General features: G+C 62.6%; 25 protein-coding genes. 12 read left to right on the top strand and 13 right to left on the bottom strand.

Annotation, left to right across the window (positions count from 1 at the left end; all coding sequences use genetic code 11):
• Window positions 1-256 precede the first annotated feature (256 nt).
• Together ACPPVR_RS05290 and ACPPVR_RS05285 are read right to left on the bottom strand one after the other, a co-directional pair.
• Window positions 257-586, bottom strand: a complete 330-nt coding sequence (locus ACPPVR_RS05290; protein ID WP_426613204.1) for a DUF1488 family protein — start codon at window positions 584-586, stop codon at window positions 257-259.
• Window positions 576-773, bottom strand: a complete 198-nt coding sequence (locus ACPPVR_RS05285) for a hypothetical protein (RefSeq protein WP_426613203.1) — start codon at window positions 771-773, stop codon at window positions 576-578. The genes ACPPVR_RS05290 and ACPPVR_RS05285 overlap by 11 nt, the downstream gene beginning before the upstream one ends.
• Before the next feature lie 91 nt (window positions 774-864).
• Between ACPPVR_RS05285 and ACPPVR_RS05280 the strand changes: the two genes are divergently transcribed.
• Window positions 865-2,175 (top strand): AraC family transcriptional regulator, encoded by a 1,311-nt coding sequence (locus ACPPVR_RS05280; protein ID WP_426613202.1) that lies wholly within the window; start codon window positions 865-867, stop codon window positions 2,173-2,175.
• A gap of 36 nt (window positions 2,176-2,211) precedes the next feature.
• Here ACPPVR_RS05280 and ACPPVR_RS05275 read toward each other — a convergent pair whose 3' ends face one another.
• The 3 genes from ACPPVR_RS05275 to styA all read right to left on the bottom strand — a co-directional run bounded on the left by ACPPVR_RS05275 (window position 2,212) and on the right by styA (window position 4,772).
• Window positions 2,212-2,436 carry a hypothetical protein gene (locus ACPPVR_RS05275; protein WP_426613201.1) on the bottom strand — a complete coding sequence of 75 codons (225 nt, stop codon included), beginning with the start codon at window positions 2,434-2,436 and terminating at the stop codon, window positions 2,212-2,214.
• A gap of 575 nt (window positions 2,437-3,011) precedes the next feature.
• Complete coding sequence (styB, locus tag ACPPVR_RS05270) at window positions 3,012-3,497, bottom strand: styrene monooxygenase NADH-dependent flavin reductase subunit StyB (RefSeq protein WP_426613200.1); 486 nt, start codon at window positions 3,495-3,497, stop codon at window positions 3,012-3,014.
• A 24-nt stretch (window positions 3,498-3,521) separates the two neighbouring features.
• Window positions 3,522-4,772 (bottom strand): styrene monooxygenase subunit StyA, encoded by a 1,251-nt coding sequence (gene styA / locus ACPPVR_RS05265; RefSeq protein WP_426613199.1) that lies wholly within the window; start codon window positions 4,770-4,772, stop codon window positions 3,522-3,524.
• 106 nt (window positions 4,773-4,878) lie between these two features.
• On the opposite strand from styA, the gene ACPPVR_RS05260 reads away from it, so the two are divergent.
• Window positions 4,879-5,808 carry a LysR substrate-binding domain-containing protein gene (locus tag ACPPVR_RS05260; RefSeq protein ID WP_426613198.1) on the top strand — a complete coding sequence of 310 codons (930 nt, stop codon included), beginning with the start codon at window positions 4,879-4,881 and terminating at the stop codon, window positions 5,806-5,808.
• Between the two features lie 30 nt (window positions 5,809-5,838).
• Window positions 5,839-6,861: an LLM class flavin-dependent oxidoreductase gene (locus tag ACPPVR_RS05255; protein WP_426613197.1), complete on the top strand. Its 1,023-nt coding sequence runs from the start codon at window positions 5,839-5,841 to the stop codon at window positions 6,859-6,861.
• 35 nt (window positions 6,862-6,896) lie between these two features.
• On the opposite strand, the gene ACPPVR_RS05250 is transcribed toward ACPPVR_RS05255, so the two are convergent.
• Both ACPPVR_RS05250 and phbB read right to left on the bottom strand, forming a co-directional pair.
• Entirely contained in the window at window positions 6,897-8,723 is a 1,827-nt protein-coding gene (locus ACPPVR_RS05250; protein ID WP_426613196.1) for a PHA/PHB synthase family protein, read from the bottom strand.
• Window positions 8,724-8,807: 84 nt separating this feature from the next.
• A complete protein-coding gene (gene phbB, locus ACPPVR_RS05245) occupies window positions 8,808-9,533 on the bottom strand; it encodes an acetoacetyl-CoA reductase (RefSeq protein WP_426613195.1) in 726 nt (241 codons plus the stop codon).
• A 123-nt stretch (window positions 9,534-9,656) separates the two neighbouring features.
• Between phbB and ACPPVR_RS05240 the strand changes: the two genes are divergently transcribed.
• Together ACPPVR_RS05240 and ACPPVR_RS05235 are read left to right on the top strand one after the other, a co-directional pair.
• Window positions 9,657-10,490 carry a universal stress protein gene (locus ACPPVR_RS05240; RefSeq protein WP_426616031.1) on the top strand — a complete coding sequence of 278 codons (834 nt, stop codon included), beginning with the start codon at window positions 9,657-9,659 and terminating at the stop codon, window positions 10,488-10,490.
• 28 nt (window positions 10,491-10,518) lie between these two features.
• On the top strand, window positions 10,519-10,839 hold the full coding sequence (locus ACPPVR_RS05235) for a c-type cytochrome (RefSeq protein ID WP_426613194.1): 321 nt from the start codon (window positions 10,519-10,521) through the stop codon (window positions 10,837-10,839).
• A 17-nt stretch (window positions 10,840-10,856) separates the two neighbouring features.
• Here the strand turns inward: ACPPVR_RS05235 and ACPPVR_RS05230 are convergent, their stop codons facing one another.
• Entirely contained in the window at window positions 10,857-11,453 is a 597-nt protein-coding gene (locus ACPPVR_RS05230; RefSeq protein WP_426613193.1) for a TetR/AcrR family transcriptional regulator, read from the bottom strand.
• 86 nt (window positions 11,454-11,539) lie between these two features.
• Here ACPPVR_RS05230 and ACPPVR_RS05225 point away from each other — a divergent pair, with 86 nt between their 5' ends.
• On the top strand, window positions 11,540-12,835 hold the full coding sequence (locus tag ACPPVR_RS05225; protein WP_426613192.1) for an MFS transporter: 1,296 nt from the start codon (window positions 11,540-11,542) through the stop codon (window positions 12,833-12,835).
• Window positions 12,836-12,891: 56 nt separating this feature from the next.
• Here ACPPVR_RS05225 and ACPPVR_RS05220 read toward each other — a convergent pair whose 3' ends face one another.
• Window positions 12,892-14,922, bottom strand: a complete 2,031-nt coding sequence (locus ACPPVR_RS05220) for a methyl-accepting chemotaxis protein (protein WP_426613191.1) — start codon at window positions 14,920-14,922, stop codon at window positions 12,892-12,894.
• A 259-nt stretch (window positions 14,923-15,181) separates the two neighbouring features.
• On the opposite strand from ACPPVR_RS05220, the gene ACPPVR_RS05215 reads away from it, so the two are divergent.
• On the top strand, window positions 15,182-16,963 hold the full coding sequence (locus ACPPVR_RS05215; protein WP_426613190.1) for a tetratricopeptide repeat protein: 1,782 nt from the start codon (window positions 15,182-15,184) through the stop codon (window positions 16,961-16,963).
• Window positions 16,964-16,968: 5 nt separating this feature from the next.
• Here the strand turns inward: ACPPVR_RS05215 and ACPPVR_RS05210 are convergent, their stop codons facing one another.
• The 4 genes from ACPPVR_RS05210 to ACPPVR_RS05195 all read right to left on the bottom strand — a co-directional run bounded on the left by ACPPVR_RS05210 (window position 16,969) and on the right by ACPPVR_RS05195 (window position 21,268).
• A complete protein-coding gene (locus ACPPVR_RS05210) occupies window positions 16,969-17,823 on the bottom strand; it encodes a carbohydrate ABC transporter permease (RefSeq protein ID WP_426613189.1) in 855 nt (284 codons plus the stop codon).
• Entirely contained in the window at window positions 17,820-18,707 is an 888-nt protein-coding gene (locus ACPPVR_RS05205; protein ID WP_426613188.1) for a carbohydrate ABC transporter permease, read from the bottom strand. Before ACPPVR_RS05205 ends, ACPPVR_RS05210 begins: the two co-directional genes overlap by 4 nt.
• A 67-nt stretch (window positions 18,708-18,774) precedes the next feature.
• Window positions 18,775-20,118, bottom strand: a complete 1,344-nt coding sequence (locus tag ACPPVR_RS05200; protein WP_426613187.1) for an extracellular solute-binding protein — start codon at window positions 20,116-20,118, stop codon at window positions 18,775-18,777.
• Window positions 20,119-20,230: 112 nt separating this feature from the next.
• The gene (locus tag ACPPVR_RS05195; RefSeq protein WP_426613186.1) at window positions 20,231-21,268 is read right to left on the bottom strand and encodes a LacI family DNA-binding transcriptional regulator; all 1,038 of its coding nucleotides are present in this window, start codon (window positions 21,266-21,268) and stop codon (window positions 20,231-20,233) included.
• Window positions 21,269-21,400: 132 nt separating this feature from the next.
• Between ACPPVR_RS05195 and ACPPVR_RS05190 the strand changes: the two genes are divergently transcribed.
• From ACPPVR_RS05190 to ACPPVR_RS05170, 5 genes are all read left to right on the top strand, one after another.
• On the top strand, window positions 21,401-22,183 hold the full coding sequence (locus ACPPVR_RS05190; protein WP_426613185.1) for a glucosamine-6-phosphate deaminase: 783 nt from the start codon (window positions 21,401-21,403) through the stop codon (window positions 22,181-22,183).
• The gene (locus ACPPVR_RS05185; RefSeq protein WP_426613184.1) at window positions 22,180-23,328 is read left to right on the top strand and encodes an N-acetylglucosamine-6-phosphate deacetylase; all 1,149 of its coding nucleotides are present in this window, start codon (window positions 22,180-22,182) and stop codon (window positions 23,326-23,328) included. The genes ACPPVR_RS05190 and ACPPVR_RS05185 overlap by 4 nt, the downstream gene beginning before the upstream one ends.
• Window positions 23,329-23,338: 10 nt before the next feature.
• Window positions 23,339-24,388 (top strand): Gfo/Idh/MocA family protein, encoded by a 1,050-nt coding sequence (locus ACPPVR_RS05180; RefSeq protein WP_426613183.1) that lies wholly within the window; start codon window positions 23,339-23,341, stop codon window positions 24,386-24,388.
• Complete coding sequence (locus tag ACPPVR_RS05175) at window positions 24,375-25,385, top strand: Gfo/Idh/MocA family protein (protein WP_426613182.1); 1,011 nt, start codon at window positions 24,375-24,377, stop codon at window positions 25,383-25,385. The genes ACPPVR_RS05180 and ACPPVR_RS05175 overlap by 14 nt, the downstream gene beginning before the upstream one ends.
• A 169-nt stretch (window positions 25,386-25,554) precedes the next feature.
• A complete protein-coding gene (locus ACPPVR_RS05170) occupies window positions 25,555-26,496 on the top strand; it encodes a diguanylate cyclase domain-containing protein (RefSeq protein ID WP_426613181.1) in 942 nt (313 codons plus the stop codon).
• Window positions 26,497-26,673 lie beyond the last annotated feature (177 nt).

Raw genomic sequence — 26,673 nt, 5'->3', positions numbered from 1 at the left:
CACTCACAACTCGACGCAAGAGAGCGACAATCCAACATCCGAGGCGGCCGAGGCGGCACCGGATATCGACCAGTCTACACCGGCTGAGCGTGCACGGATGTCGCAGCGGGGCAACACCCGACCGGCGACAGTTGCGGAACCCGGTCTTGCAGACCAAGATTAAGTGAAATGGTTAAGAGGAAGATGTCGAACATCTCGCGTGGCACAAACTGCATATGCATTGCTGCGGCAGCAACAGCCTCGCTTTGCGCGATCGTTACAGGCCTTTGACGTTTTTGGAGAAGATACGCACCCGCTCACCTGCACGCTTACCCTGCTGTGCGAAGGCGTTTGACGCGACGCGCTCGACCGCATCGCGGAGGCGGATGAATTGAGTTTCTCTTTCGCCAGGCCGCGTGCCCTTTGTTCCGTCGAGGTCGTCCAGCGCACTGCTGCTGATCTCGCAGTCGACGATCTTGGCGCCGTAGGTCATCGTAAACAGAAATGCCATCCGCGCCGCGTCATACCCGAGAGGCTGGCCGCGCGTCAGCAGAATTGCGTTTTCCTCTCGGGGTGGGCGCAACAATTGCCAGCCTTCAGTTTTCACCGGATGCGCAGAGCGACGACGCTTCGGTCAGGCGGCTCGCCCGCGACGCGAAATCCTGGAACACAGCGACTGCCTCGCCAATATTGTGGCAGCCGTGGCTGTCCAGCGACGAATGGATGCGAAGGTCGAACAGCTCCATCCAGAACAAGGGGGCCTCGGGCGAGCCAGCTCCCAACGCTTCGAACATGCTGATCTCGCAGTCCCCGACACGTTCGATCGCAACCGTCCGGGCGCCGTGAGCGATATGGGGAAGTCCGAGCAATTTTCCGTAACCTCGCATGATCTTCAAGTTTACAGACGCGTCGTCGTCACAACGGGACATCGAGGCCTTCGGAGTTTGGGGAGAGGGGCTGCCCTCGAGGGCAGACAACCGATTTAAGTCACGCGGCACCCGGTTTCTTGTTATCGTAAGCCAATTATTTGATTTTCCATGCCGCGAGCGCGATCCGCGAGCCAAGGGACTCAAGGCCGCTGCGGCAACGACGAAAGGGTTCGGCGTGCCGGCTGCCCATTCGCCCCATCTGGAAACAATGCCCAGCGCCACCGGCGGAATCGCTCGCTTGGTATGGGCGCGCTTGCTGGACGCCGGTATTCCGGCGGACGGTCTGCTGTCAAAGGCCGGATTGACCCTCGCGCAGATCGAGGACCGCAAGGCGCGCGTGAGCGTCGAAAGCCAGATGAAATTTCTGGAGCTTGCCGCCGAGGCCCTGCAAGACGACGCTCTCGGGTTCCACCTGGCGCTGGACTTCGACCTGCGTGAAATTGGCCTGCTCTACTATGTCGCGGGGTCCTCCAGGACAGTCGCCGAAGCCCTGGCCAAGGCCGAACGCTATTGCCATCTCGCCAATGAGGGGATTTCGCTGCGATTTGCCGCGAAGGACATGTCGATCACGCTGAGATATGTCGGTGTGGAGAGGCGGTCGGATCGGCACCAGATCGAATTCTGGCTCACTTCGATCATTCGCATGAACCGCGTCCTGACAAATCGCCGCCTGGTGCCGAGTCGCGTCAAAGTCGCCCATCGCCGTCGAACGACGCCCGCGGAGGTCAGGTCGTTCCTGGGCTGCGAGATCGAGTTCGGAGCGGATATCGACGAGATCGTTTTCCCTCGACCCGTGGGGCTGATGCCGATCGAGAGCGCCGACCACCATCTGAACGATCTGCTGGTGACCTTCTGCGAGGAGGCGCTGGCGCACCGGAAGCCCGGCGGGGTCTCGCTCAGATCGAGCATCGAGAATGCAATCGCTCCACTGCTTCCCCACCGCGAAGCAAGGGCCGAGGAGATTGCACGCCGGCTCGGCATGAGCCACCGCACGTTGGCGCGGCGCCTCGCCTCGGAGGGGCTGACCTTCACCGGCATTCTCGATCAATTGAAGATCGATCTTGCCAAGAACTATTTGAAAAAGGACGAGCTGCCGATTTCGCAAACCGCCTGGCTGCTCGGCTACGGCGAAGTCAGCGCGTTCACCCACGCGTTCAAGCGCTGGACCGGAATGACGCCAAGACAATGGCGCGCCGCGGGCGATCCCAAACGCGCCGACGACGTCAACGATATGCCCCCGCGCGCAAAGAGCGCGCGGGCAAGCTAGTTCTGGCGGCAACGCCCGGCGCCGACGGCGCCTGCGCTATTGTTTGCCGGTGCCGACGGTATCCGTCGCGCTGTCCGCCGTATATTCGAGGCTGAACCGCCCAACGCCGGTTGGCTTGGCTTCAAAGCGCACGGTCTTCCCCGCGAGCGCGGCGAGCGTGCCGGATGCAAACCTGAAGCGTGTTTTTCCAGAGCTCTCGTTGCCAACCGGCTTGCCATCCTTCATGACGACAGACGATGTACCCTCGATCGCCTGGCTCACTGCGAGCCCCCCGGGCATCCGGTATATCCCTCCTGCAGCCAGGAATGTGGCCTGAGAACCATCCCATTCCTGGGTCGAAGATCCCGTATACACCGCGCCCTTCAGCGGGCCATCCGCGCCAAAGCAAGCGAATTGGACGTTGGTGAGCCGATGCCCATCTCGGTCCCCGATGGCTTCCTGACTTATCGTGCCGACAACGCTGCAGTCCAGTCGTCCGATCGTTTCCGCCCTCGCGGATCCGCTTGCGCACATGCAAGCCAGGATGGAACAGGCAGCCATAAGGGTAGAGCGCGTGATCATTGAAATCTCCCCTGCATGCGCGTGCTGCGCACGCGCGCGATCGAGTAGAGCTGATCAAAAGAAAGACTTGATCCGTTGAGGCTTAGTGCCCGCCGGTAGCTCCGACGCTGCCGCTTGGAGATCGGGGCCTCGGCACGCCCCTCTGGCAGCTCATGGTAGCGACCGAACCATAGACCTGCGCGAAGTGGGCTGGAAGAACGCAGGGTGAAAAATCGATCCGGCAACCACCCAAAATGGGTCATCGCCGATGACCAACTTCACGGCGACTCCAATCCTCACCGATCCACCGGCACGCCGGGTCCGAGATGATACCGGCTGGAAAAAAACACCAGCGGCGTGGTGTCGCGATAGTCGCAGGTCGAGACTTCGGCGATGATCAGCGTGTGGTCGCTGACATCGACGTGCCGAGTGACCTCGCAGGCGAAGTAGGCGATGCATCCCTGGAGTCGCGGCAGGCCGTCCACGATGTCGTAATCCGGGATCGCGCCGCCGTTCGGCTGGCTCGCGAAGTGCCGCGACAGATCCCGGCCGTGGTCCGGCAGGACGTTGACGCAATAGCGGCCGGTCGCCGAGATCGCCCGGTGCATCCGTCCCGGCATCACGGAGACCAGCACGGTGGGCGGCGACAGGCTGACGGTGACAAAGCTGTTCGCAGTCATGCCGCAGACGCGCCCGTGCTCGTCCAGCGCGGTCAGCACCGCAACCCCGGTCGCAAATCGCGACGCGGCTTCGCGAAACGACGCCGGATTGGCGCGCTGCATGTCAGTCCTCGCTCGCATCGATCCTCACGCAATCGCCCGGACGGGCTCAGGGGGCGCCGACATGCGTTCGATCCAGGCCTGGATGCGCTGCGGCGTGGAAATGCGGTCCCACTGCCGATCCGGGTAGTTGAAATTCTCGGTGAACTCGTTCGCCAGCGCGGGATTCTGGCTCATCGCGCCGATCAGCATGCCCAGCGCTTCCGTGGGCGGCTGCAGCATCACATTGGTCCAGCGTGACGCCGCCAGCACGCGATCCTGCCGTTTCAAATCGATCTTCTCGCACAGCCGTGCGTCGAGCGCGTCGGCGTTGACGATCTCCTCGCCGAGCACGAAGGCCGCATAGGAGGCGACATTGGCGCCCTGGCCCATCATGGGATCGACGATGGCATGAACGTCGCCGAGCGCGATCGCACATTTGCCGTCGTCAAACTCGACCATCGTGTTGCGCACTGTCGGGACCACGCCGCCTTGCAGCAGATCCTGCGGCTGTGCGAGATCGAAGCGCGCCGTATCGATCCGGTCATAGGTGGTCGGGTGGTGCTTCTCCAGCTTGCCCAACAGCACCTTCAAGAAGTGTTTCGGGTTGTCGTCGTAGCTGAGCGTGGCCAGCTCCTCCATGTCGCCGCCCGGCACGTTCTCCATCAGCAGCGCGTTGGCGACGCCGCCGAAGGTGATGGTCGGGATCACGATCATCTCGCCATGGCCGGGTGAGACCGAGAGCGTGACGTTCATGGGATCGGGCTGCCGCACGCCGGTGTAAAGCCCGACACACAGTCGCCGCTGCGGCTGCGAATAGGGCGTGTGCTCCGGCCGGTAGGTGAAGAGCTGGCCCAGCGGCCCCTTGCCGGTCGAGACGACCAGCAGGTCGAAGCGCGCGACCAGCGGACGGACGTCGCGCTCCTCGATGCGGCGGTATTCGATCTTGCCGCCGCGCTTCATGAAGTCCTGCATCAGCGCAGGAAGATATATCCGGTAGTCGACGGCGCGGCTTGCCTTCGAGAAGTCACCGCGGAAGCTCAGCGGCTGCGGAAAATTGAAGACATGATCGTGGTAATAATAATGGTCCTTCGGATCAGCCCAGTGATTGACGCCGAGATAGTCCTCGCGCGCGATGGTCACGTGGTGATGCGCGACGGTGTTGAGGAGCCGGATATTCCGGTAATCCTCCGGCGGCCGATCGGTGATAACAGTGGCGTCGACGCCATGCTTCTGCAGGTAAAGCGCGAGATGCAGGCCTGCGATTCCAGCGCCGACGATTCCGATGTTGCGTGCCACGCCGTCTCCTCCCCTGTAATTGCCTGTTTTGAGGAAGCCTAACGAGCCGCCGGCTTGCGCACTACGGAATATATTGGATATAATTTATTCCAGATCGGAATGAATTATGGACCGAATTGATTGCCTGCGGGCTTTCGTACGCACGCTTGAGGCCGGCAGCTTCTCGGTTGCGGCCAAAGAACTCGGCATTGGCCAGCCCGCCATCAGCAAGCGCATCGCCATGCTGGAAAGCGAATTCGGCACGCAGCTCTTCCTGCGCACGACCCGCACGCTCAAGCCGACAGCCGAGGCGCATCGGATCTACGACCTCGCGCGCCAGATCATCGAAACCTTCGACGTGGCGAAGTCGAGTGTCGATGAGACCGCGCCACGGCCCACAGGCACGCTCCGGATCGGCGTTCCCTCGTCGTTCGGACGACGCTACATGATGCCGGTCATCGCCGAATATGTGCGGAATTATCCGGAAGTTCGGGTCGACATCCGCTTCAGCGAGCGGTTCGTCAATCTGGTGGAAGAAGGCATCGAGCTTGCCTTGAGGATTGGAAACCTGGAGGCGAGCACGCTGGTTGCCCGCCGGCTCGGGACTGTGCAGCGCTATCTGGTTGCGACCCCCACCTATCTGCACGGACGCCCGATGCCGCGCACGCCGGATGACCTCAGCTCACACCAGTGCATCGTCTATTCGCGCATGTCCCCGGCGCACCAATGGACCTTCGAATCCGAGCATGGCCGTCACGTGGCATCCATCACTGGACCTATTCACGTCGATGATGCCGATGCGATGCAGGAGGCGACGATGCAGCATCTCGGTATCGCCATCCTGCCCGACTGGAATGCCGCGGACGGCCTTCGCCGCGGCGAGCTCGAGCATGTGCTTCCGGACTACACCATCGCGGCATTGCCCTTGCACGCGGTCTATCCGGAGACGCATTGGATGTCGCTGCGGGCGCGAAGCTTCCTGGATCTGCTGGTCGAACGCGCCGAGTATTTTGTTCAGCCTTCATCGCATACCCCCGCAGCCAACGCAGGCGGTTGACGCCGTCCCTGCCATCATTAAATGACGCCCATGAAAAAAATCGGATTCCTCTCCTTCGGACACTGGACGCCCTCGCCGCAATCGCAGACCCGCTCGGCCGGGGACACGTTGCTGCAATCCATCGAGCTTGCCGTCGCGGCGGAGCAGCTCGGCGCGGACGGCGCCTATTTTCGCGTCCATCACTTCGCGCGCCAGCTCGCCTCGCCCTTTCCGCTGCTTGCCGCTGTAGGAGCCAGGACCGGCAAGATCGAGATCGGCACCGCCGTGATCGACATGCGCTATGAGAACCCGCTCTACATGGCGGAGGACGCGGGCTCCGCTGATCTCATCGCCGGCGGACGGCTCCAGCTCGGCATCAGCCGCGGCTCGCCCGAGCAGGTGATCGATGGCTGGCGCTATTTCGGTTATCAGCCGGCCGACGGCCAGACCGACGCCGACATGGGCCGGCGCCACGCGGAGGTGTTTCTGGACGTCCTGCGCGGCGAGGGTTTTGCAAAACCCAATCCGCAGCCGATGTTTCCAAATCCGCCTGGAGCGCTGCGCCTTGAGCCGCATTCCGAGGGCCTGCGCGAACGGATCTGGTGGGGCGCCGGCTCGAATGCGACAGCAGTGTGGGCGGCGAAGCACGGCATGAATTTGCAGAGCTCGACGCTGAAGAACGACGAGACCGGCGAGGCTTTCCACGTGCAGCAAGCCGCCCAGATCCGCGCCTATCGTGCCGCGTGGAAGGAAGCCGGCCACACCCGCGAGCCCCGCGTGTCCGTCAGCCGCAGCATCTTCGCGCTGATCGACGATCGTGACCGCGCCTATTTCGGCGGAGAGCGCGGAGGCGAGGACCAGATCGGCTTCATCGACCCGCAGACCCGCGCGATCTTCGGCCGCTCCTATGCCGCGGAGCCGGATGCGCTGATCGAGCAGTTGCGCCAGGACGAGGGGATCGCCGAGGCGGATACGTTGCTATTGACCGTTCCCAACCAGCTCGGCGTCGACTACTGCGCACATTCGATCGAGGCGATCCTCACGCATGTCGCGCCGGCGCTGGGGTGGCGTTGAGGCGATCTCCTGGCATCTACCCCGCAGTCTCGCGTCTACTGCTCAAGCACGTAGGCGCCGGGCGCATCAGCCAAAGGCCCGTCTTCTCGTTGTGCGCTTGCCGGCAAGAGGGCCGGCACGGGTTGACCGGAATGTACGGCAAGAAATCGCGTCCACTCGGTCCACCATGATCCTTCGTGGGACGGCGCACGCTCGATCCATTCGTCCGCGCCTAGATAGGGATCTTGGGCCTTCTTGCTGAGCACCTGATAGCTATGCCCCTGTTCGCCCGGCGGCGCGACGATGCCCGCATTGTGTCCGCCACTCGCCAGGACAAAGGTGATGTCAGCATGGGCAAGGAGGTTGATCTTGTAGGTCGATTTCCAAGGCGAGACATGGTCGCGCAACGTCCCAACAACGAACATCGGCATGTGCAGATCCGAGAGCGCGACCGGTTTGCCATCTGCCTGATAGCGACCCTCGGCGAGGTCATTGTCGAGGAACAGGCGCCGCAGATAGTCGGAATGCATTTGATAGGGCATGCGCGTGGCGTCGGCATTCCAGGACATCAGATCGCTCGGAACGGCTCGCTCTCCGACCAGATAGTCACGTACAACGCGCGACCAAAGCAAATCGTTGGTCCGCAACATCTGAAAGGCTCCGGCCATTTGCGCCGTTCCAAGCACGCCTTGCCGCCACATCATGTCCTCCAGGAACGCGACCTGGCTTTCGTTGATGAACAGGGTCAGCTCGCCGGCCTCGGTGAAGTCGGTTTGCGCCGCGAGCAGTGTCACCGTTCGCAGGCAATCGGGTCGCTCGCGACCCAGCCTGGCCGCCGCGATCGACAACAGGGTTCCGCCGAGGCAATAGCCCGCAGCATGGATTGCCTGTCCGGGCCGAAGCGAATTGATGGCGGCGATCGCGGCATCCACTCCGAGCTCACGGTAGTCTTCGAGACTGAAATTGCGATATTCGGATGTGGGGTTCTTCCACGAAATCATGAAGACGGTGAACCCATTTTCGACGAGGAAGCGCACAAGAGAATTACGCTCCGACAGGTCGAGAATGTAGTACTTCATGATCCAGGCGGGAACGATCAAGACGGGTTCAGGCCGCACGGTCGGCGTCGTCGGAGAATACTGGATGAGCTCGATCAGCTCGTTGCGATAGACGACTTTGCCGGGGGTAACGGCAACATCCTTGCCAACCACGAATTTCTGATCGCTTCTGAGCTTTGAGCCGGCGAGCACGGCTTGCCAATCCTCGATCCAGTTGTGCAGGCCATAGACGAAATTGCCGCCGCCGGTCTCCATGATCTTGCGCAGCACCTCGGGATTGCCGATGGCGAAATTCGTCGGAGCCACCGTGTCCAGACATTGCCGAAGAGCGAAGTCGACAATCGCTGCGTTCGAACGGGACAGTCCGTGAATCCCGGTCGTCGCCGAATGCCACCATTGTTCGGTCAGCAGGAAGGCCTGGGCCGAGAGATTGAAGGAAGGCAGCTCCCAATCCGAGCTCGAGAAACGGCGGTCGTTCTCCAGCGGCCTGGTCACCGTCCAGGGCTGGAACGTTGCATGCCGCGGCACCATGGAGTCGACAAACTGAAATGCATTTTGCATGGCCTGACCGGCAAGACTGGCCTGCTTTCCGGGTGACGCCAGGAGATGCAGCTGCCAGTCGGCAAAAGCCAAGGCCAGTGCTGCCGGCGAGACCCCGCCGGTCAAGCGCGCCAACGCCGCGTGAAAGGATCGATCGATGGCATCTGCGGCATCGGAGTCGGACGGCGGCACTGCCCTCGCGCCCTCATGGGGCGGGGCCTCCAGCAGAACCTGTTCGGAATTCGATGCTGCGGGAAGGCGGCCGACGGATGCTGGAGGCGACACGGTGAACTCCCTTGACTTGCTACAGCCTATCCACACTGCCCGAGGCCGAATTGAGCTGCATCAACTCCGGAGATTGTGCGACGCTCAGATCATGTACTGGCCGCCATTGATCGACAGCGTCGATCCAGTGATGTAACCTGCATCCTCTCCCGCCAGGAACACGACTGCGCGCGCAATCTCCTCCGGTCGACCGAGACGGCCCACGGGAATTTGCGGCAGAATGCTTTTCTCCAAAACCTCCGGCGGCACGGCGTCCAGCATCTCGGTATGGACATAGCCGGGGCAGATGGCATTGACCGTGATTCCGAGGCGCGCCGTTTCCAGCGCCAGCGCCCTGGTGAATCCAAGTTCGCCGGCTTTAGCCGCACAATAGTTGGTCTGGCCGAACTGGCCTTTTTGTCCGTTGATCGACGAAATATTGATGACGCGGCCATACTTGCGCGCGCGCATGCCCTCGATCACCTGCCGACACATGTTGAACAAGCCGTCGAGGTTGGTGCGGATCACGGCATCCCATTGCGGCCGGGTCATCTTGTGAAGCGTCGAGTCACGAACGATGCCGGCATTGTTCACTAGAATATCGATCGGTCCAAGCGAAGCCTCGACGGACCTCACCCCGGCCGCACAGGCATCAAAGTCGGAAATGTCCCACTGATGAGCAGAGATGCCCGTTCGGCTCGCGAAGGCTTCGGCCGCCGCGGTGTTCGCGGCGTAGGTCGCTGCAACCAGGTAGCCTGCCGCCCGAAGCGCTTGAGATACAGCCGCACCAATCCCTCTGGTGCCGCCCGTCACCAATGCCACCCGTCCCATGCCGGTACTCCTGCCCCGAACTCAAACGATATCCGGTCTGCCTGCTGCCGCTTTGACGTGGGTCAAACCCCTCAATGGCGACATGTGCTGCTCTCCCCCTCGAGAGCGGAACGGGAGGCACGCATGTTCAAAGACTTACTGGTGCACATTCCCACTGAACGGTCACCGCGGCCCGCCATTGATGCTTCTGTGTCGCTTGCGATGACCGCTGGCGCGCGCCTTGATGCAATCTCGACGGGATATGCTTCGACCAATGTGCCGTTCGTTGCGGAGGGCGGGGCAGCTATCGCATCCTCGCTGCAATTCGAATACGAACGCGCGCTGGAGCGAGCCGACGCGGCATTGCAGGTTTTCGACGCCGAGGCGAAGAACGCCAAGATCACCTATGGAAAATGCGCCCTGAGCGGAACCATCGCCGATATCCGTTCGAGAGTAGCGGCTGCGGCGCGGCTTTATGATCTGACGATCGTATCCCAGGGAGATCCTGATCGCGAGACGTTCGACAACCAGCTCCCGCAGCATATCCTCTTGCAGGCAGGCGGGCCGCTGCTGTTCATTCCCTACACTTTCCAGGGCGCGTTCAAGGCATCTCGCATTGGCATCTGCTGGGACGGCAGCCGCCTCGCGGCCCGCGCCTTGCGCGACGCGATGCCATTCATCACCCGAGCGGACGCGCTGACGGTCATCACGTTCAACGAATCCGAGGTGCCGGCCGACGCATCACCCGACCGGCTGGTGAAACACCTCGCGCGCAAGGGGCTGACGGCGAAAACCGTCTTGCTACAATCGGACCGAGGGAACGTGCAGTCCAGCATTCTGTCGATCGCCGCGGATGAAAGCCTCGATCTCCTCGTCATGGGAGGCTATGGGCATTCCCGGCTTCAGGAAACGGTGTTCGGCGGCGTGACACGGCAGATGTTCCGCAGCATGACCCTTCCCGTCCTGATGTCACACTGATGGAGCACAAGTGAGTACATATCTGCGAATGGAACGCGTCATCGCCGGCGGCATCGTCGCTGGGGCTTTGGTTCTCCTCTCCGACCCAACTGCGGCTTCGAACGTCGAGCAAGGACGGCGGCTTGCGCTGCTGTATTGTGCAAAGTGCCACTCGACCGACAAAGCCAGCCCAAGCCCTCTCAAGATCGCTCCTCCGTTCAGAACATTGCACGAGCGATATCCGATCGAGATGCTGCAGGAGGCTCTCGCCGAGGGCATCGTCACCGGGCACCCCTCAATGCCGGAATTTCGCTTCGATGCCGATCAGGTTGGAGACTTCATGGCCTTCCTGAAGACGCTGGAAAGATGAGCATCTTCGGCGCGGCCTCACCCCGCCTTCACACACGCATCGATTAGCAGCTTCGCCGCTGCGAGCGCCGATTGCGCGGGGCCATCTTCGGATTGCTGGCCGGTGACGTAGATGCCTTCGATCAGCAGCAGCAGCGCATCGCCGAGCACGGCGGGGTGGCGCGCGCCCATGTTGGCGGCGAGTTCGCGCAGGCGCTTGCGGAAGACCTTCTTGTGCGCTTCGGCGACCTGGCGCGCCGGATTGTCCCGCGCCGGATACTCCACCGTGGCATTGCTGAGGCCGCAGCCGCGATAGCCCTTGCGCACGGCGCGCGACGACAGCTGGCCGATATAGGCGAGCACATGATCGCGCGCATCGGCGTAGGATTTGCCGCCGGGGCGTTCGAAATTCCCCCAGAACTCCAGATCGTAGTCGCGCAAATAGGCGGCGGCGAGATCGTCCTTGGAAGCGAAGCTGCGATAGAGGCTGGGTTTTGTCACACCGGCCCGGTCAACCACCTCGTCGACGCCGACGGCGCGGATGCCTTCGCGGTAGAACAGCTCGCTCGCGGAAGCGCGAATCCGGTCGGCCGCCCGGATCGGGGGCTCCGCAGGTGCAGCGACTTTTTTCTTCATGGGCGCCGTCGCCTCTCGGATGGGCTTGACAATGTTACTGACCGGTACGTACTAATACCGCATCGCAATACGTACCGGTAAGTAACATGCCCCCTGCCTCTATTCAATCCACCCCCGTCTCGAAGCGGCCGTTCGGCCGGAACTATGCCTTCGTCGTCGTTGCCGTGATCTTCCTGGCGCTGCTGGCTTCAGCGGGACTGCGCGCCACGCCGGGCGTGCTGATGCTGCCCTTGCAGAAGACCTTCGGCTGGGACGTCAGCGTGATCTCGTCGTCGGCCGCAATCGGCATCTTCCTCTATGGCCTTGCGGGTCCGTTCGCCGCCGCCGTGATGCAGCGCTTCGGCATCCGCCGCACGGTGCTGGGCGCACTGGTGCTGATGAGCGTCTCGACCGGCGTGAGCTACTTCATGACGGCACCATGGCAATTGTTCATGACCTGGGGGCTGCTCTCCGGCATCGGCTCGGGCGCGGTCGCCAACGTGCTCGGCGCCACCATCGTCAACCGCTGGTTCACCACCAATCGCGGCCTCGTCATGGGACTTTTGACCGCGAGCACCGCCACCGGCACCCTCATTTTCATGCCGGGCCTTGCGGCGCTGGTCGAATGGGGCGGCTGGCAGCCGGTGGTGCTGACGGTGGCGGCGTGCTGCGCGGCGCTGATTCCGCTGGTCTATCTGCTGGTGCCGGAGCGGCCAGCCACGATCGGCCTGCGCTCATATGGCAGCGCGCATGAGGATCAGCCCGCAGCAGCAGCGCAGGGCAATCCGTTCGTCGCCGCGTTCAGCAATTTGGCGCGCGCGGCAAAGGTGCCGACATTCTGGTTCCTGTTCGCGACCTTTTTCATCTGCGGCTTCACCACCAACGGCCTCGTCGGCACGCATCTGATCGCGTTCTGCGGCGACCATGGCATCTTCGAGGTGCAGGCTGCGAGCCTGCTGGCGCTGATGGGCTTCTTCGATCTGTTCGGCACCACGCTGTCAGGCTGGCTCACCGACCGCTTCGATCCACGCAAGCTCCTGTTCTTCTATTACGGCCTGCGCGGGCTGTCGCTGATCTACCTGCCGTACTCGGATTTCTCTCTGGTCAGTCTGTCGGTGTTCGCGGTGTTCTACGGGCTCGACTGGATCGCGACCGTGCCGCCGACCGTGCGCATCGCCAACGAAGCCTTCGGCGACAAGAACGCGCCGCTGATCTTCGGCTGGGTCGTCGCCGGCCATCAGTTAGGGGCCGCCTGCGCCGCGTTCTTCGCCGGCTTCATGCGCTCGACGCAGGGCGATTATTGGCAAGCCTTCATGATCGCGGGCGCAACCGGCCTCGTCGCAGCCATGCTGTCGCTGATGATCGGCCGGCGGCCAACCCAACCGGTGCTCGCCACGGCGTGAGCGTGCGTGGATCGTCCGAGGTGCTTCGGTCATCCCGGCACCTCGGGCCGCGCCCGTCAGGCCGCCCTGACCGAGTCGAGGAATTTGCCGACTTCGAGCTTGAGACGATTGCTGTCGCCAGACAACGACCGCGCCGCAGACAGCACCTGCGAACAGGCCGTGCCGGTCTCGGAAGCGCCACGCTGCACGTCGGTGATGTTGGCGGAAACCTGCTGAGTGCCGTGCGAAGCTTGCTGCACATTGCGGGAAATTTCCTGGGTCGCCGTGCCCTGCTCCTCGACCGCGGCAGCGATCGTCGATGAAATCTCGGACAACTTTTCGATGGTGCTGCTGATGTTCTGGATTGCGCCCACCGACTCTTGCGTCGCGGACTGAATGCCCGCGATCTGTTGACCGATCTCGCCGGTGGCTTTCGCGGTCTGCTCAGCGAGCGCCTTCACCTCCGACGCCACGACAGCGAAACCGCGGCCGGCCTCACCGGCACGCGCCGCCTCGATGGTGGCGTTCAGCGCCAGCAGATTGGTCTGGCCTGCGATGGTATTGATCAGCTCGACGACGTCCCCGATGCGGCTTGCCGCCTTCGACAGCTCACTAACCCGCTCGTTGGTGATGCGGGCCTGGCCGACCGCATCGGTGGCCATCCGCGCCGATTGCTGCACCCGGCGGCTGATCTCGGTCACGGATGACGCCATTTCCTCGGTGGCGGCGGCAACCGACTGCACATTCGTGGATGCTTCCCCGGACGCGGCGGCGACCGTCGTGGTGAGGTTCTGTGCACGCTCCGCAGTCGAGCTGAGCGTCGAGGCGGAGGCTTCGAGTTTGGTTGCTGCGAGCGACACGGTTTCGACGATCTCGCCCACGGCGGTTTCGAAGGTGTCGGCGAGCTTGATCATGCCGGCCTTGCGCTGCCCCTCGGCGCGCTTGTCCTGATTTGCCTTGGCATCGGCTTCATCCCGCGCTCTCTGTTCGGCATTCTCGCGGATAACGACGACGGTCTTGGCCACATCGCCGACTTCGTCGCCGCGATTTGCGCCAGGAATTTCGATCTCCAGCTGACCGCCCGCCATCTTGCCGAGTGCGCCACTGAGGCGGATCAGGGGCCTGGAAACGCCGACAAAAGTAAAGATCACCGAGCCAATCAGCGACAGCATCATGATGATGGTCATGACGAAACTCAGACGGTTCGCCTGGCTCAGTTCGGCCGCGGCCTGCGCCTTGGCTTCCCCGGCGCCCTTTTCGGCAACGTCCACTGCTGTCCGCATCAACTCGAGGATCTGATTCGCAACCGGCAACGCCTTCACATCGACAAGCTGTTTCTTGTCCGCTTCTGCCTGAATCGCCTCGCGCGTAGCTGCCGAAAATTTCTTGACGATGGTTGCGAGCGAATCGATCGTCCCCAGAAGTCCCGCGTCGCTGACGATGCTCCTGGCACTGTCCAGCGTGTCGTCCAGTCCAGCGGTACGATTGTCGATGACGTTTTTCTGGCTCTCGTCGCCGGTTGCGATCAATTGCCAAGTCGCTGAACGAACCGAATTGAACATTGAATCGGCTTCGTTCAGAACCTTTTCGATATCGGATCGATTTGTCGCGCGTATCAGCGCCGACGACAGCAGCAGGTCCTCGAACGTCTTGGTCCATTCGGCGGAGCGATCGTTTCGCTTCTTGGTTATCTCGAAGATCCTGAGCTGGGCCTTTCCGATGTCCGATGCCTGGTTGTTGTATTCGGCGGCAAGGGATCTGATTCTCTCCAGCCGCTCCTTGTCGAGGGGATTGACGACGTTGCCGATCGCAACATCGAGCTCCCTGATCACGGCCGTGAAGGCGGCATTGAGGCCGCCCAAGCCCTTCTCGAGTTCCGGCGAATTCTTCGACTGCCTGGTATCGCGCACCGCCAGCTCCATTCCCCGCAATGCAATGTTGCCTTGAAGGGTGTGGTCGGCGACCGTCTGCAGCACGCTGGCGCGGTGCTGCGCTGAATTGATGGCCGCCTCCGAGACCATCTGGTTGGCGACCATGGCGCCCGAAAGAAGAACGCCGAACAGGCCCACGGCGCCAAGTTTGTAACCAATACGATTAAGCTTGGGCATGTTGGCGAACTGTCCAGTTTCTGAATGACAGGAGTTATGGGGTGAGCGAATCAAACCCCACGAGGCGCAACCAGGCGGCGAGAAGCGTAGTCGGTGCGCATTATTTTATGGTTAATTCGCGTGCCCTGCGTTTGGCCGGGATGGCCATCCAAGCTGACCTGCCCGGCCCTCGCTGGTGAATGCGACATCCCGGCGCCAGCTACATCATGTAACGGGACACGATCCCAGTCCGCCAATGACAGCCTGAAACGTAACAGCGATGAGCACACCAGCCACTTTCTGTGAAGCGGGCTTTGCGCATTTCAGGGACGGACGGCATCTCGACGCTCGTGTTTGCTGCCAGCAGGCCCTCGCGATCGATGCGGAGCACACGGACGCCCAGCATCTCATGGGGCTTCTGTTTCTCCAGGCCAAACAATACGACGATGCCCTGGAGTGGATCGTCCGCGCGATCCAACGAGCCCCCAAGCCCGAATATCTTGCAAGCTTCGGAACAGTGCTGCAGCAGCACGGGCGCTGCGAGGAGGCACTCAACTTCCTCGACAAGGCGATACAGCTTCGGCCTGACGACGCCGAGCTGTGGCGACAGCAGGGCGACATTTTCATTCAGCTTGCGCGCCTCGATCAAGCCCTCCGGAGCTTTCAACAAGCGCTAAAGCTCAATCCGCAACATCACGACGCCATGTATAAGAGCGGGGTTCTCCTCTTCAAGCTTGGGCGGAACGAAGAGGCTATTGCTTGCCTCGATCTTGCCAACAGCCTGGTCCCAAACCATACCCCGACGCAGCGGACTCGCGCATGGATTCTCTACATCCTGAAACGGTACGAGGAGTCGGAGGCCGAAGGCAGGCGGGCACACCAGCTCGATCCCGACAACGCCGACACTTGCAACAATCTGGGTCTTTCGTTGCGGCGGCTCGGCAGGAACGAGGAGGCGCTGGCATGGTTCGAAAAAGCCATCGAGATCCAACCGCGCTTCGTGGATGCCTTCGACAACAAGCTGGTCGCGCTTTTCCACCTTCATCGCTTCGACGAGGTCTTCGCGCTGTCCGATCGCATGAAGTCCATCGGGCTGAATAGTGCTGCGACCGCGTGGAATGTGTCTCTGGCTCATCTCCTGACGGGCAATTTCGAAGCCGGCTGGCTCGGACACCAGACCCGATTGAACCTGCCTTCGGCAAAGTACCCTCAGCTTCCGCGACCGATGTGGCTCGGTGGAGAAGCCATTGAAGGAAAGACAATCCTTGTCGTTGCGGACGAAGGATTGGGCGACACCATTCAATTCGTCCGCTACGTCCCCATGCTGGCGGAGCGCGGTGCACGCGTTGTTCTTGTCGTTCAAGACCCGCTGCATCGCCTCATGTCAACTCTGAGCGGTGTATCTCACTGCGTTCCGATGTCGGCTGTCAGCACGCTACCGGCTTTCGATTTGCACTGCCCGATATCCAGCCTTCCGCTCGCCTTCGGAACCCGTCTAGATACGATCCCGTCGAGAATACCGTATCTGCCCTGCCCGCCAGACAGCCGCATTCAGGCCTGGGACAATCGTCTTGGTCCTCGAACCAAGCTCCGGGTCGGTCTGGCTTGGTCCGGCGATCCAGCCCACGTCAATGACGAGACCCGCTCCATTCCGCTGCAAACGCTGTCCCGTATCCTCGACGTCGATGCCACCTATGTCAGCCTGCAGAAGCCCCCGCGCCCGCGTGATGCGGCGGTGCTGCGGGAGAGAAACGACATCGTCGACCCGACCGCTGATCTCACCGATTTCGCCGAGACCGCCGCCTTGATCGCTTGTCTTGATCTTGTGATCACCGTTGACACCAGCGTTGCCCATCTCGCCGGCGCCCTTGGCCATCCAACCTGGATCTTGCTGCCATGGACGCCTGACTACCGCTGGCTGCTCGACCGCACGGACAGCCCCTGGTATCCCAGCGTGAAGCTGTTCCGACAGACCGAAACGCGTGAATATGAGAGTGTGCTCGATCGGGTCAGCGACGAATTGCGCGCACGGACAATCCCATTCGGATCAGGCTCGCATTGAGGTCGTCACTCCTTCAAACCGCTTGCAGCCACGCCACGCACGAAATTTCGCCGCATCAGCGAGAAGAACAGCGTGCTCGGAACCAGCGCCAGGGCAGCGGCCGCGCTGAGATGACCGATATCCACGGTGAAACCGGTTTGAAACAAGGCTAGCCCGACCTCGAGCGTATAGGTGTCCTTGTTGGTCATGATGACGAGCGGCCACGCAAAGGCAGTCCAGGCCTGAAAGAACGCCAGCACGGCGAGAGCTCCCAACGGACCGCGCATCAGCGGCAGCACGATTCGCAGGAAGATCCAGCCTTCCCCCGCCCCATCCACCCGCGCAGCCTCCAGCAGCTCGTCGGGGATCGACGTCATCACGTATTGCCTCACCAGGAAGATACCGAAGCTCATGACGAGATAGCCGACCAGAAGCCCGGGCCAGGTGTTCAACAGTCCGGCAGACTGGACGTTGAGGTAGAGCGGGATCATGTAGACTTCGAAGGGAACGACGGCCGTCGCGATGATGATTCCGAAGATGACCGCGAACCCCGGCAGATCGAACTTGCCGAGCACATAACCCGCGATTGCCGACGTGGTGACGATGCTGGCGGTCGAGAGCGTCGCGAAGATGAGCGAGTTGCCGATCCAGCGAAACAGCGGCGTTTCGCGCATGACGCTGACGATGTTCTCCAGCGTCGGCTGATGCGGGATGATGGTCGGCGGCCACGCCAGCAGCTCCGGCGGCGTCTTGAACGCGTTGCTGATCAGGAAGACCAACGGCAGCAGCATCATCAGGCTGACGGCGCAGAGAACCGCATCAATCACGAGGCCGACGACACGGTGCTGACCAACGACGGACGGATGATCGGGCTCACTCATGCGCGGCTCCGATCGCGGAAAAGCCTGAACTGCGCGCCGGTCAGAACAAGAACGATGACGAGGAGCACGACGGCTTCTGCGGCGGCATAACCGACCCGGTAATTGCGAAAGCTGTTTTCGAGCATGTCGAGGACGAGGACGCGGACGAGATGTCCCGGCGCTCCCTGCACATCCGATGCCAGCACGAAGGCCTGTGCGTAAATATTGTAGGACGAGATCAGCGTGATGACCGACACGTACAGCATGACAGGCTTCAACAGCGGCACGGCAATGTAGCGGAATGCCTGAAGCGACGATGCGCCGTCGAGGCGCGCGGCCTCGTAGAGCGCATCCGGAACGTTCTTCAGTCCGACGAGGAAGATCAGGACGGCATAGCCGATCGCCTGCCAGGAGCACAGAACGATCAGGCACACCAGCGACAGGGCGGGGTCGAACAGCCACGACTGGGCCGGGATCCCGACCAGTCCGATCAGGGCGTTGAGTGGTCCGAGCCGGGCATCGAAAATCCATTTCCAGGCCATCGCTGCCGGAACCAACGAGACGACGTGCGGCAGAAAGACCGAGGCTTCGTAAACGCCGCTGCGCCGCAACCCCTGCCGGCTATTGATCAGGGCGGCGAGCGCGAGCGCGACGGGAATGGTAATCGCCACGACGCTGAAAGCGATGATCGTGGTGTTGAATATCGCTTCGAGAAACAGCGGGTCGCTCGCCAGCTCGACGAAGTTGGCGAAGCCGACGAATGGCTTGCGCCGTGAGATGATATTCCATTGGAACAGGCTGAGCCGCAGCGTCTCGACGATCGGATAGACGCGGATGCAGCCGTAGAGCCCGAGGATCGGAAGCAGCGCCAGAACTGGAAACAGCCATTTCGGCGTAGTGCGCATGGATCCTCCGGCAAGCGCCGGTCAGTGGACGACGCCTGGATTGGGTGGGTCGCCCCTGTCGGAGGCTCTAGGGTTTGGCCAGCAGGTCTTCCCGGGCGAGGATCTTGTCGCTTTCCTCAGCCGCGGACTTCAGGAAAGCATCGATCGCGACATCGTTGCCTGCCAGCGACTTGTCGGTGAATGCCTTCTCCAGCCGTGCCGCAAGCCGGGTGAGGATTTCGCTGGCAGGACTGATCGCCGGTACCGTGAAGAAGACGTGGTCGGCCGGTACGTTGACGAATGCGCCGAGCTGCGGGATTTTCTTGAGGACGGCTGAGTAGTCGAGGCCCTTGCGGTTGGGGACCCAGGCCGTGTTCTCGAGCAGCCACAGCAGATTTTCCGGCTCGCTTGCCTTCTGAACGAAATCCCAGGCGATCTGGCTTTTGGGTCCCTTGTTCGGCACGTAGAGATCGACCGGGACCATCAGCGTCCCCTTGGGCAACGGGGCCGTGGCGTATTTGAGGTTGGGCGCCTTCTTGGCGACGTCGCCGATCACCCAGGATTCCCGAATGAACATCGCGGTCTGGCCGAGCTCGAAGGCTTCCGCATCCGCCTTCATCTCGGGGGTCACTGTCCGGTAAACCACGACATTGTCGAGATATTGCTTGAGCGCGGTGCGGCCGGCCTCGCTCGCATAGGCGGCGCGCCATTTTCCGCCCTTCTCCTCCAGCAGCGTCCCGCCGTGATTATAGAGAATGGTCCAGTACTTCTCCGCGATGCCCGAACCGCCACCGCTGAGACGCAAGCTCCATCCGCTCACCTGGAGCGCACCGGACGCGTCGCGTTGCGCGAGCTTCTGAGCATAGACCGTGTAGTCAGCCATGGTCTTGGGGGGCCCCTCGAGGCCGGCCTTGGCGAGCAATTCGGTGTTGTAGAACAGCGCGCCCTGCCCCTGGAACAACGGCACGCCGAAAATCTTGCCGTCGTACATGGCGGTTTTCACCCGCGTCATGTCGTAATTGGCTTTGACGAAATCGACGATCGCCGCCGGCGGCTCCGGAATGACGCCGGCCTCGAGATACCGCGCCGCCTCGACCTCCATCTCGATCACGTCCCCGGCCGCGCCGGATGGAAGCGACAGCGCCAGCCGCTTCTCGTGCTCACGCAGGGCAATTGCCTCGACGCTGATTTCGAGATCCGGATATTTGCTCTTCAGCTGGTCGCCGACGCGCTTGTAAAATGGCGCAAGGTCGGGCCACCCGCTCCAGATGGTCAGCTTCTCCGCCGACGCGGGCGAAGCAGACACGGGCACCGCGACGGCCAGCGCCAACACTAGCGCGGCAGACCTCCATGACCGACGAAGAGAGCTCGCTGGGCGAATGCTGTCCTCGGAAAGCGTCATGTCACCAAACCTGCCGACGGGTTTCATCATGAAGGTCACTCTTGCATTCGGAATGGAGCAAATCCTGCGAAAAAGCTCGCATGCAACCGGTTGCGTGTCAATTGCGATCCATTGCCGCTTTCCGCGGCCATTGATTAAATCGTCAGCGGCCTCTCCGCTTCGCCGGAGCCGGCCCAGTGCTGGCGCGAATGACGAGATGGGAATTCAGCTTGTGGCGAATCTCCCCCGAGACGCCGCCATTCATCTGGCTGAGCAGGAGACCGACCGCGACATCGCCCGCGTCGGCACAGCGCGCCGACACGGTGGTCAGCGGTGGGTAGGTGGTCTCGCCGAGGACGTCATCGCAGCCGACGACACTGAACGATTTCGGCACCTCGACACCGAGTGCAGCAAGCCCTGCCATCAGGCCCTGAGCGACGAGGTCGTCGAACGCGATCGCCGCGGTGACGCCGCTGGCGACGATCTGGGTGGCCGCCAACCGGCCGGTGTCATAGGATGGCGGCCGTGCGGGGACGGCGATCACCTTCAGCCCGCGCCTCTCCGCTTCGCGCCGGACGGCGTTGCGCCGTTGCTGGTTGGACCACGACGTCGTGGGGCCGCTGACATAGGCGATGTGCCGGTGTCCCAGTTCGGCAAGATGTGCGATCGCAGCAGCCACGCCCGGTGCCGTGTCGATCAGGACCCGTGTAATACCCTCGATATCGCGATTGATGAGCACCAGCGGCCGGCGCGTCGCATGGCGCCTGATGCGCTCCTCGTCCAGACGGGACGAGGCGAGGACGAGCCCTTCCACCTGGCCGATGAAGCGGCCGACCAGCAATTCCTCACGCGCGGGATCCTCGTCCGAATTGCCCAGGAAAACGCACAGCCCGGCCTCGTCGGCGCGAAGCTGCGCAGCCCTGATGAGCGGCGGAAAGAACGGATTCGCAACATCCGAGACAATGAGCGCGACATTGCCGTGGCGCCCGGTCGACAATGCGCGGGCGACCTGGTTTGGCACGTAGCCCAGTTTGCCCGCGACATCCTTGACATGGCGGACGGTCTCTTCGGTCAGCATTTCGGGCCGCGAGAAGGCACGCGATACGGTCGCACGGGAGAACCCGGAGGCCTTCGCCACCTGACTGATCGTCGGCACGACCGATGGACGCCCCTCGCCGCCGCTATCAGGATCGCGCTTCACCGCAGGCCGCCTCCTCTGCATCGCATTCAACTACACATGCCTTGGTCGGGCCTGGGGCGCAAGCTTGACATGCAACCGGTTGCATTACATTCTCTCCGTGAGGGGTGACGGGCAGGCCCGGCAGAACCATGGATGAGCATGACGGCTTCGGTACCCCCTGGAATCGCAACATTCAAAACGCGGGATGCGATGGGCCGGGCGGCTGCTGCGGATGTCGGTGCTGCGCTGCGCGATCGCCTCGCACGGCAAGGCACGGTGCGGATGATCTTTGCCGCGGCACCGAGCCAAACGGAATTGCTGGATGCCCTTGCACGCGAGCGCGATATCGACTGGCGACGCGTCACGGCCTTCCACATGGACGAATATCTCGGACTTCCCCCAGATGCACCGGAGCGCTTCGGAACCTGGCTGACGCAACATTTCTTCTCGCGCGTCGCGCTCGGCGCCGTTCACCTGATCGGACAGGAATCAGATCCCGATCGAGAAGCAGCGCGCTATGCCGTCCTTCTTGCCGAAGCCCCGATCGACATCATCTGCCTCGGCATCGGCGTCAATGGCCACCTCGCCTTCAATGACCCGCCGGTCGCCGACCTGCACGACGCGAAGCAGGTCAAGGTCGTCGAACTCGACGCGATCTGCCGCCAGCAGCAGGTTGACGATGAATGCTTCCCGACGCTCGGCGACGTCCCGACACACGCGATCACGCTGACGATCCCCCGGCTGCTGGACGCCGACCAACTGTTCTGCGTCGTGCCCGGCGCGTCCAAGCGCACCGCAGTCGAGCGATCCCTGTATGGCCCGATCGGGACGGCCTGCCCGGCGAGCGCGCTCCGCACGCATCCGCGATGCGCGCTGTATCTCGACCAGGATTCCACCCCGCCGCAACTTTCACTGCAAACAACGGCACGCGCATGACGGGTCCGGCAACGCGCGTCTCGGGCCGCGATCCGGAGACCGGACAGTCCCGCACCATCGTCATTCAGGACGGCCGGATTTCAGCCATCATTCCTGGTGGACCTGATGACGGAGCGTGGCTGTCGCTCGGCCTGTTCGATCTGCAGTTGAATGGCTTTGCCGGCCACGATCTCAATGCTCGCCCGGATCCCCAGACGGTTCGCGATCTGGCCACGGCCGTCCACAACAGCGGTGTATCGCGGTTTGCTCCCACGCTCATCACGGCATCGCACGATGCGATCATCGATGCGTTGCGAGTTATTGCGCAGGCGCGCGATAGCGATCCGCTCCTCAAGCACGCAATGCCCTTCGTCCATATTGAAGGACCGCATATTGCGCCGGAGGACGGTCCGCGCGGCGCGCATCCGGCCGAGCATGTCAGGCCGCCAAGTCTCGATGAGTTCGACGCGTGGCAAGCCGCCAGCGGAAACCTCGTTGGCCTCGTGACGTTGTCGCCGCACTGGCCGGAAACGGCCGAGTATGTGCGCGGCCTTGGGGCTCGCGGCGTTCGTGTTGCCCTCGGCCATACCAGCGCGACGCCGGATCAGATCTCCGCAGCGGTGGCGGCGGGAGCAATGTTGTCAACGCACCTTGGCAATGGCATCGCAGCTACGCTGCCGCGACATCCCAACCCGATCTGGACGCAATTGGCAGAGGACGGGCTGTGGGCGAGCTTCATCGCCGACGGCCATCACCTTCCCCCTGAAACCTTCAAGGCCATGCTGCGCGCAAAGGGGCTGGCGCGATCGATCCTGGTTTCGGACGCCGCCGCACTCGCGGGTTGCGCGCCTGGAATCTATGACGCGCCGATCGGAGGCAAGGTCGAACTGAAAGCGAATGGCCGGCTGGAAGTCGTCGGTACGTCCTTTCTGGCGGGAGCAGCCGTCAGCCTCACATTCGGGATAGCGACGGCCAGACGCATGGCCGGCTTGACCCTCGCAGAGGCGCTGAGGCTCGCAACCATCAATCCGCGGATGCCTTTCGACCTTCCTGCGCTGACAGTCGGAGCGCCCGCCGATCTGTTGCGCTTCCGTCTCGGCGAAGACGAGGCTCTCGCGCCTGAGACGGTCTATGTGGCCGGACGGCCTTATTTGTTGAACCCTTGAGGAGCGAGACATGAGCCGGCTTCGCATCGGGTTGATCGGTCCAGGGGCGATCGGCGAGACGCACGCGCGGGCTATACGGGCGCTCGACGAGACCGTTTTGTCCGCGATCGCCGGCGGCGCGCCCGAGCAGATTGCAGCGTGCCAAGATGGCGAGCCTGTTCCGACATTCGCAACCACTGAGGCGATGCTGGCAAATGCCGAGATCGACGCGGTCGTGGTCTGCACCCCGAGCGGCGCGCACCATGACGTCGCGCTTGCCGCGATCAAGTCCGGACGGCACGTGCTGGTCGAGAAGCCGCTCTGCGTCGATCCGGCCGAGGCTGCATCCCTCGTCCGCGCAGCCGAGCGCTCGCAATTGACGTGCGGCGTGGTTTCGCAGCGCCGTCTCGAACCGCAACACCAGGCGATCAAGACTCTTCTCGACGCAGGTCACCTCGGACAGGCGCGCCTGATCGAGGCGGCGATCCACTGGTACCGCTCCGACGCATATTACGCGGAGAAGCCGTGGCGCAGCGAAGCAGGACACGGCGGGGGTTCGCTGTTCAATCAAGGCGTTCACAATCTCGATCTGATGCTTTGGCTGTTCGGGACTGTTGAAAGTGTTCAGGGCAGGACGGCGACGCTCGGAAACAGCCACGCCGTCGAGGACACGACGGCAGCGCTGCTCTCCTTCGCGTCCGGCACGCTCGGCGTGATCGTGACGAGCACGGCGCTGCCCCCGGGGCGGCCGGCCATGCTTCGGCTGTTCACGGATCGCGGCAGCTGCGAACTTGCAAACGACAGCATCGTCCGCTGGGATTTTCCCGGCGTTGCGGCGCCGCCAAGTGCCGCCGGGGTAGGAAGCGCCGCCAGCGATCCCAAGGCCATCGGGATCGACGGACATATCGCGCAATGGCGTGACTTCGTTCAAGCCGTCCGGGAGCGGCGTCCGCCCGCGAGTTCGTTCAGGGATGGATTCGAAGCAGCACGACTGGTTGACGCCATCTATCGCTCGGCCGCGGAAGGTCGGGCCGTCAGCCCCAGCGAGATCGCGCCGGAGGTGATTCATGCCGGCCAATAGCTCCGGGACGCTCGACATCGCCATCATTGGCGCGGCGCACCCGCATGTCGAATATGTGCTGTCAGAGATTGCGAACCGAACCGACGTCAGGGTCGTGGCCGTCGCCGATCACGACGCGGCACGGCGCGCCGAGCTCGAACGACGCACCATGGCGCCCGGCTACGCCGACCCGCATGCGCTACTGGATGCGCATCAGGTTCGGGCCGTCGCGGTCTTCACCGAATTCGGCCTGCGCGCTCCGATCGTCGCCGAACTCTTGCGCCGCGGCATATTCGCGATCGCCGACAAGCCCATGGCCGTGACCCTGGCCCAGCTCGCAACAATCGAGGAGGCGCTCGCGGGGCGCAATTTGCTGACGCTTCTGCTTGAGAAACGCTTTTATCCAGTCACGCTTGCGCTGCGCTCCATCATCGACAGCGGCGAACTTGGAGACGTCGTATCCATCACCGCAACCGGACCACACAAGCTTGTCCCAAGCCGTCGTCCAGCGTGGATGTTCGAGCCATCCACTTATGGCGGCATCCTCGCTGACCTCACGGTGCACGACATTGATCTGGCGCTTTGGTTGACGGGATACACCAGCGGTACGGTCAGTGGCTGGATCTCGCCGATTCCGGCCGCCGGGACCACCAACTTTCCCGCGCTCGGGCGCGCCATCCTCGCCTGCGATGGCGGCCCGCAATTCGCGATTGAAGTCGACTGGATCCAGCCCGAAGCGTCGCCACGGCATGGCGACTATGCCATGCGGATTTCCGGGACCAGGGGGCGTGCTGACGTTCTCTTCGCTGAAAATCGATTGCTCGTCGAAACAGCAACGAGACCCCGGCGTGACGTCGATCTGCCCGCGGGCGGCTCGCCGGCGGGCTTCGTCTTCGATCATCTCGCCCGCGGCGAGCCCTTGCAAATTCCGGCACATGACGCCCTGCGCGCCACGCGCATCGCGATCCTCGCCGAGGAGAGCGCGGCGAATGGCGGCAAACCCATGCGATGGGGTTGAGCTTCCTCGCGAAGGCACAATTGGACTTCACCTGGCGGTAGAATGCGACCGCTGTCCGTTCAGCTCCCGCCTGCACCGCCGGATGCAGGCGGACATACAGGGTTCGTTAACGCAGCAGCCCTAGCTTTTGGGAGCCTGGACAAAATCGCAAAATGCTGCCGGATCGTGGATGACAGAGAACCATGCTGCCTCGACTTTGTCGGACGAGGTTCGCGTACGACTCTATGATCAGGCTCTGAATGTCGCTCGCATCGGCGCTTGGGAATGTGACCTCGAGACGGAGCGCCTGAGCTGGACCCAGGGCGTCTATGACATCTTCGGCTATCCCGTGAGCAACCCGCTGCGGCGCGCGAGCATTGTTGATCTCTACATCGACGAATCGAGGCGCAGCATGGAGCTCGCTCGTGCCGAGGTCATCCGGAGCGGTCGCCCGGTCTCGCTTGATACCGAGATCAGAACCTGGCGCGGTGAAAAGCGCTGGATGCGCCTCTCGATCAACGCGACGAGAGAGGGCGGAAGCCCGGTGCGGATCTTCGGCTCCAAACAGGACGTCACCTCCGACCGACAGGCTATCGAGAGCCTGCGGCAGCAAGCCGAAACCGATCCGCTTACCGGGCTCGCCAATCGAGCCATTTTTCAGGCCCGTTATCGCGAGGTTGTCAACGACAGCCTGAATCATGGCTTCGCGTCGGCGCTCGTTCTGATCGACCTCGACGGCTTCAAGGAGCTCAACGATACATTCGGCCATCTGGCCGGAGACGCATGCTTATGCGAGGTCGCGCAACGTTTGCGGCGGGCCTTCCATAATGCCGGCCTGGTCGGCCGGCTCGGTGGCGACGAATTCGCAATCATCCTGCGCGCTCCGACAAACCCTGCGCGGATCGCGCGCGTGCTGCAGCAGACCGTCACGATGTTGAGCCGCCCGCTTTTCTGGAACGGTCTTCGCCTCGAAGTCAGCGCCTCGATCGGAGCTGCTCTGGTTGGCCGCCCGCACCGCCGGCGGATCGTCGAATTGTTCGCGGAAGCCGACATCGCGCTCTATGACGCGAAGGCCGCCGGCCGCAACCGAGTCCATCTGATCGGGGACAAAAAGCATAATTTGGCGGCTTAGAGCAGATTGCGCAGACCGCTGGAGGAGCATCGTTGCGGCACAAGCACGTGCAAACGGCTACCGTATTCGTTCAAAATTCCCGGTTGGACAGTCCGCAGTTTGATTCTGCACGGGGGGAAGAATGGCGCGCCTCTCGGAATAAAGTCGCGAACTCTTACGCTGTTGAAATCATTATCT

The sequence above is a fragment of the Bradyrhizobium sp. McL0616 genome, assembly GCF_049993385.1.
Lineage (GTDB): Bacteria > Pseudomonadota > Alphaproteobacteria > Rhizobiales > Xanthobacteraceae > Bradyrhizobium.
This window is presented reverse-complemented; position numbering and strand designations above follow the sequence as displayed.

What these genes read in the sequence shown, in the direction of transcription:
- ACPPVR_RS05190 (WP_426613185.1), top strand. Translation starts at nt 21,401, where the DNA reads ATGAGCATGACGGCTTCGGTACCCCCTGGAATCGCAACATTCAAAACG.
- ACPPVR_RS05170 (WP_426613181.1), top strand. Translation starts at nt 25,555, where the DNA reads ATGACAGAGAACCATGCTGCCTCGACTTTGTCGGACGAGGTTCGCGTA.
- ACPPVR_RS05225 (WP_426613192.1), top strand. Translation starts at nt 11,540, where the DNA reads ATGCCCCCTGCCTCTATTCAATCCACCCCCGTCTCGAAGCGGCCGTTC.
- ACPPVR_RS05220 (WP_426613191.1), bottom strand. Translation starts at nt 14,922, where the DNA reads ATGCCCAAGCTTAATCGTATTGGTTACAAACTTGGCGCCGTGGGCCTG.
- styB (WP_426613200.1), bottom strand. Translation starts at nt 3,497, where the DNA reads ATGCAGCGCGCCAATCCGGCGTCGTTTCGCGAAGCCGCGTCGCGATTT.
- ACPPVR_RS05285 (WP_426613203.1), bottom strand. Translation starts at nt 773, where the DNA reads ATGTTCGAAGCGTTGGGAGCTGGCTCGCCCGAGGCCCCCTTGTTCTGG.
- ACPPVR_RS05260 (WP_426613198.1), top strand. Translation starts at nt 4,879, where the DNA reads ATGGACCGAATTGATTGCCTGCGGGCTTTCGTACGCACGCTTGAGGCC.
- ACPPVR_RS05210 (WP_426613189.1), bottom strand. Translation starts at nt 17,823, where the DNA reads ATGAGTGAGCCCGATCATCCGTCCGTCGTTGGTCAGCACCGTGTCGTC.
- phbB (WP_426613195.1), bottom strand. Translation starts at nt 9,533, where the DNA reads ATGGGACGGGTGGCATTGGTGACGGGCGGCACCAGAGGGATTGGTGCG.
- ACPPVR_RS05235 (WP_426613194.1), top strand. Translation starts at nt 10,519, where the DNA reads ATGGAACGCGTCATCGCCGGCGGCATCGTCGCTGGGGCTTTGGTTCTC.
- ACPPVR_RS05280 (WP_426613202.1), top strand. Translation starts at nt 865, where the DNA reads ATGATCTTCAAGTTTACAGACGCGTCGTCGTCACAACGGGACATCGAG.
- ACPPVR_RS05255 (WP_426613197.1), top strand. Translation starts at nt 5,839, where the DNA reads ATGAAAAAAATCGGATTCCTCTCCTTCGGACACTGGACGCCCTCGCCG.
- ACPPVR_RS05215 (WP_426613190.1), top strand. Translation starts at nt 15,182, where the DNA reads ATGAGCACACCAGCCACTTTCTGTGAAGCGGGCTTTGCGCATTTCAGG.
- ACPPVR_RS05200 (WP_426613187.1), bottom strand. Translation starts at nt 20,118, where the DNA reads ATGATGAAACCCGTCGGCAGGTTTGGTGACATGACGCTTTCCGAGGAC.
- ACPPVR_RS05205 (WP_426613188.1), bottom strand. Translation starts at nt 18,707, where the DNA reads ATGCGCACTACGCCGAAATGGCTGTTTCCAGTTCTGGCGCTGCTTCCG.
- ACPPVR_RS05230 (WP_426613193.1), bottom strand. Translation starts at nt 11,453, where the DNA reads ATGAAGAAAAAAGTCGCTGCACCTGCGGAGCCCCCGATCCGGGCGGCC.
- ACPPVR_RS05185 (WP_426613184.1), top strand. Translation starts at nt 22,180, where the DNA reads ATGACGGGTCCGGCAACGCGCGTCTCGGGCCGCGATCCGGAGACCGGA.
- ACPPVR_RS05175 (WP_426613182.1), top strand. Translation starts at nt 24,375, where the DNA reads ATGCCGGCCAATAGCTCCGGGACGCTCGACATCGCCATCATTGGCGCG.
- ACPPVR_RS05180 (WP_426613183.1), top strand. Translation starts at nt 23,339, where the DNA reads ATGAGCCGGCTTCGCATCGGGTTGATCGGTCCAGGGGCGATCGGCGAG.
- ACPPVR_RS05240 (WP_426616031.1), top strand. Translation starts at nt 9,657, where the DNA reads ATGTTCAAAGACTTACTGGTGCACATTCCCACTGAACGGTCACCGCGG.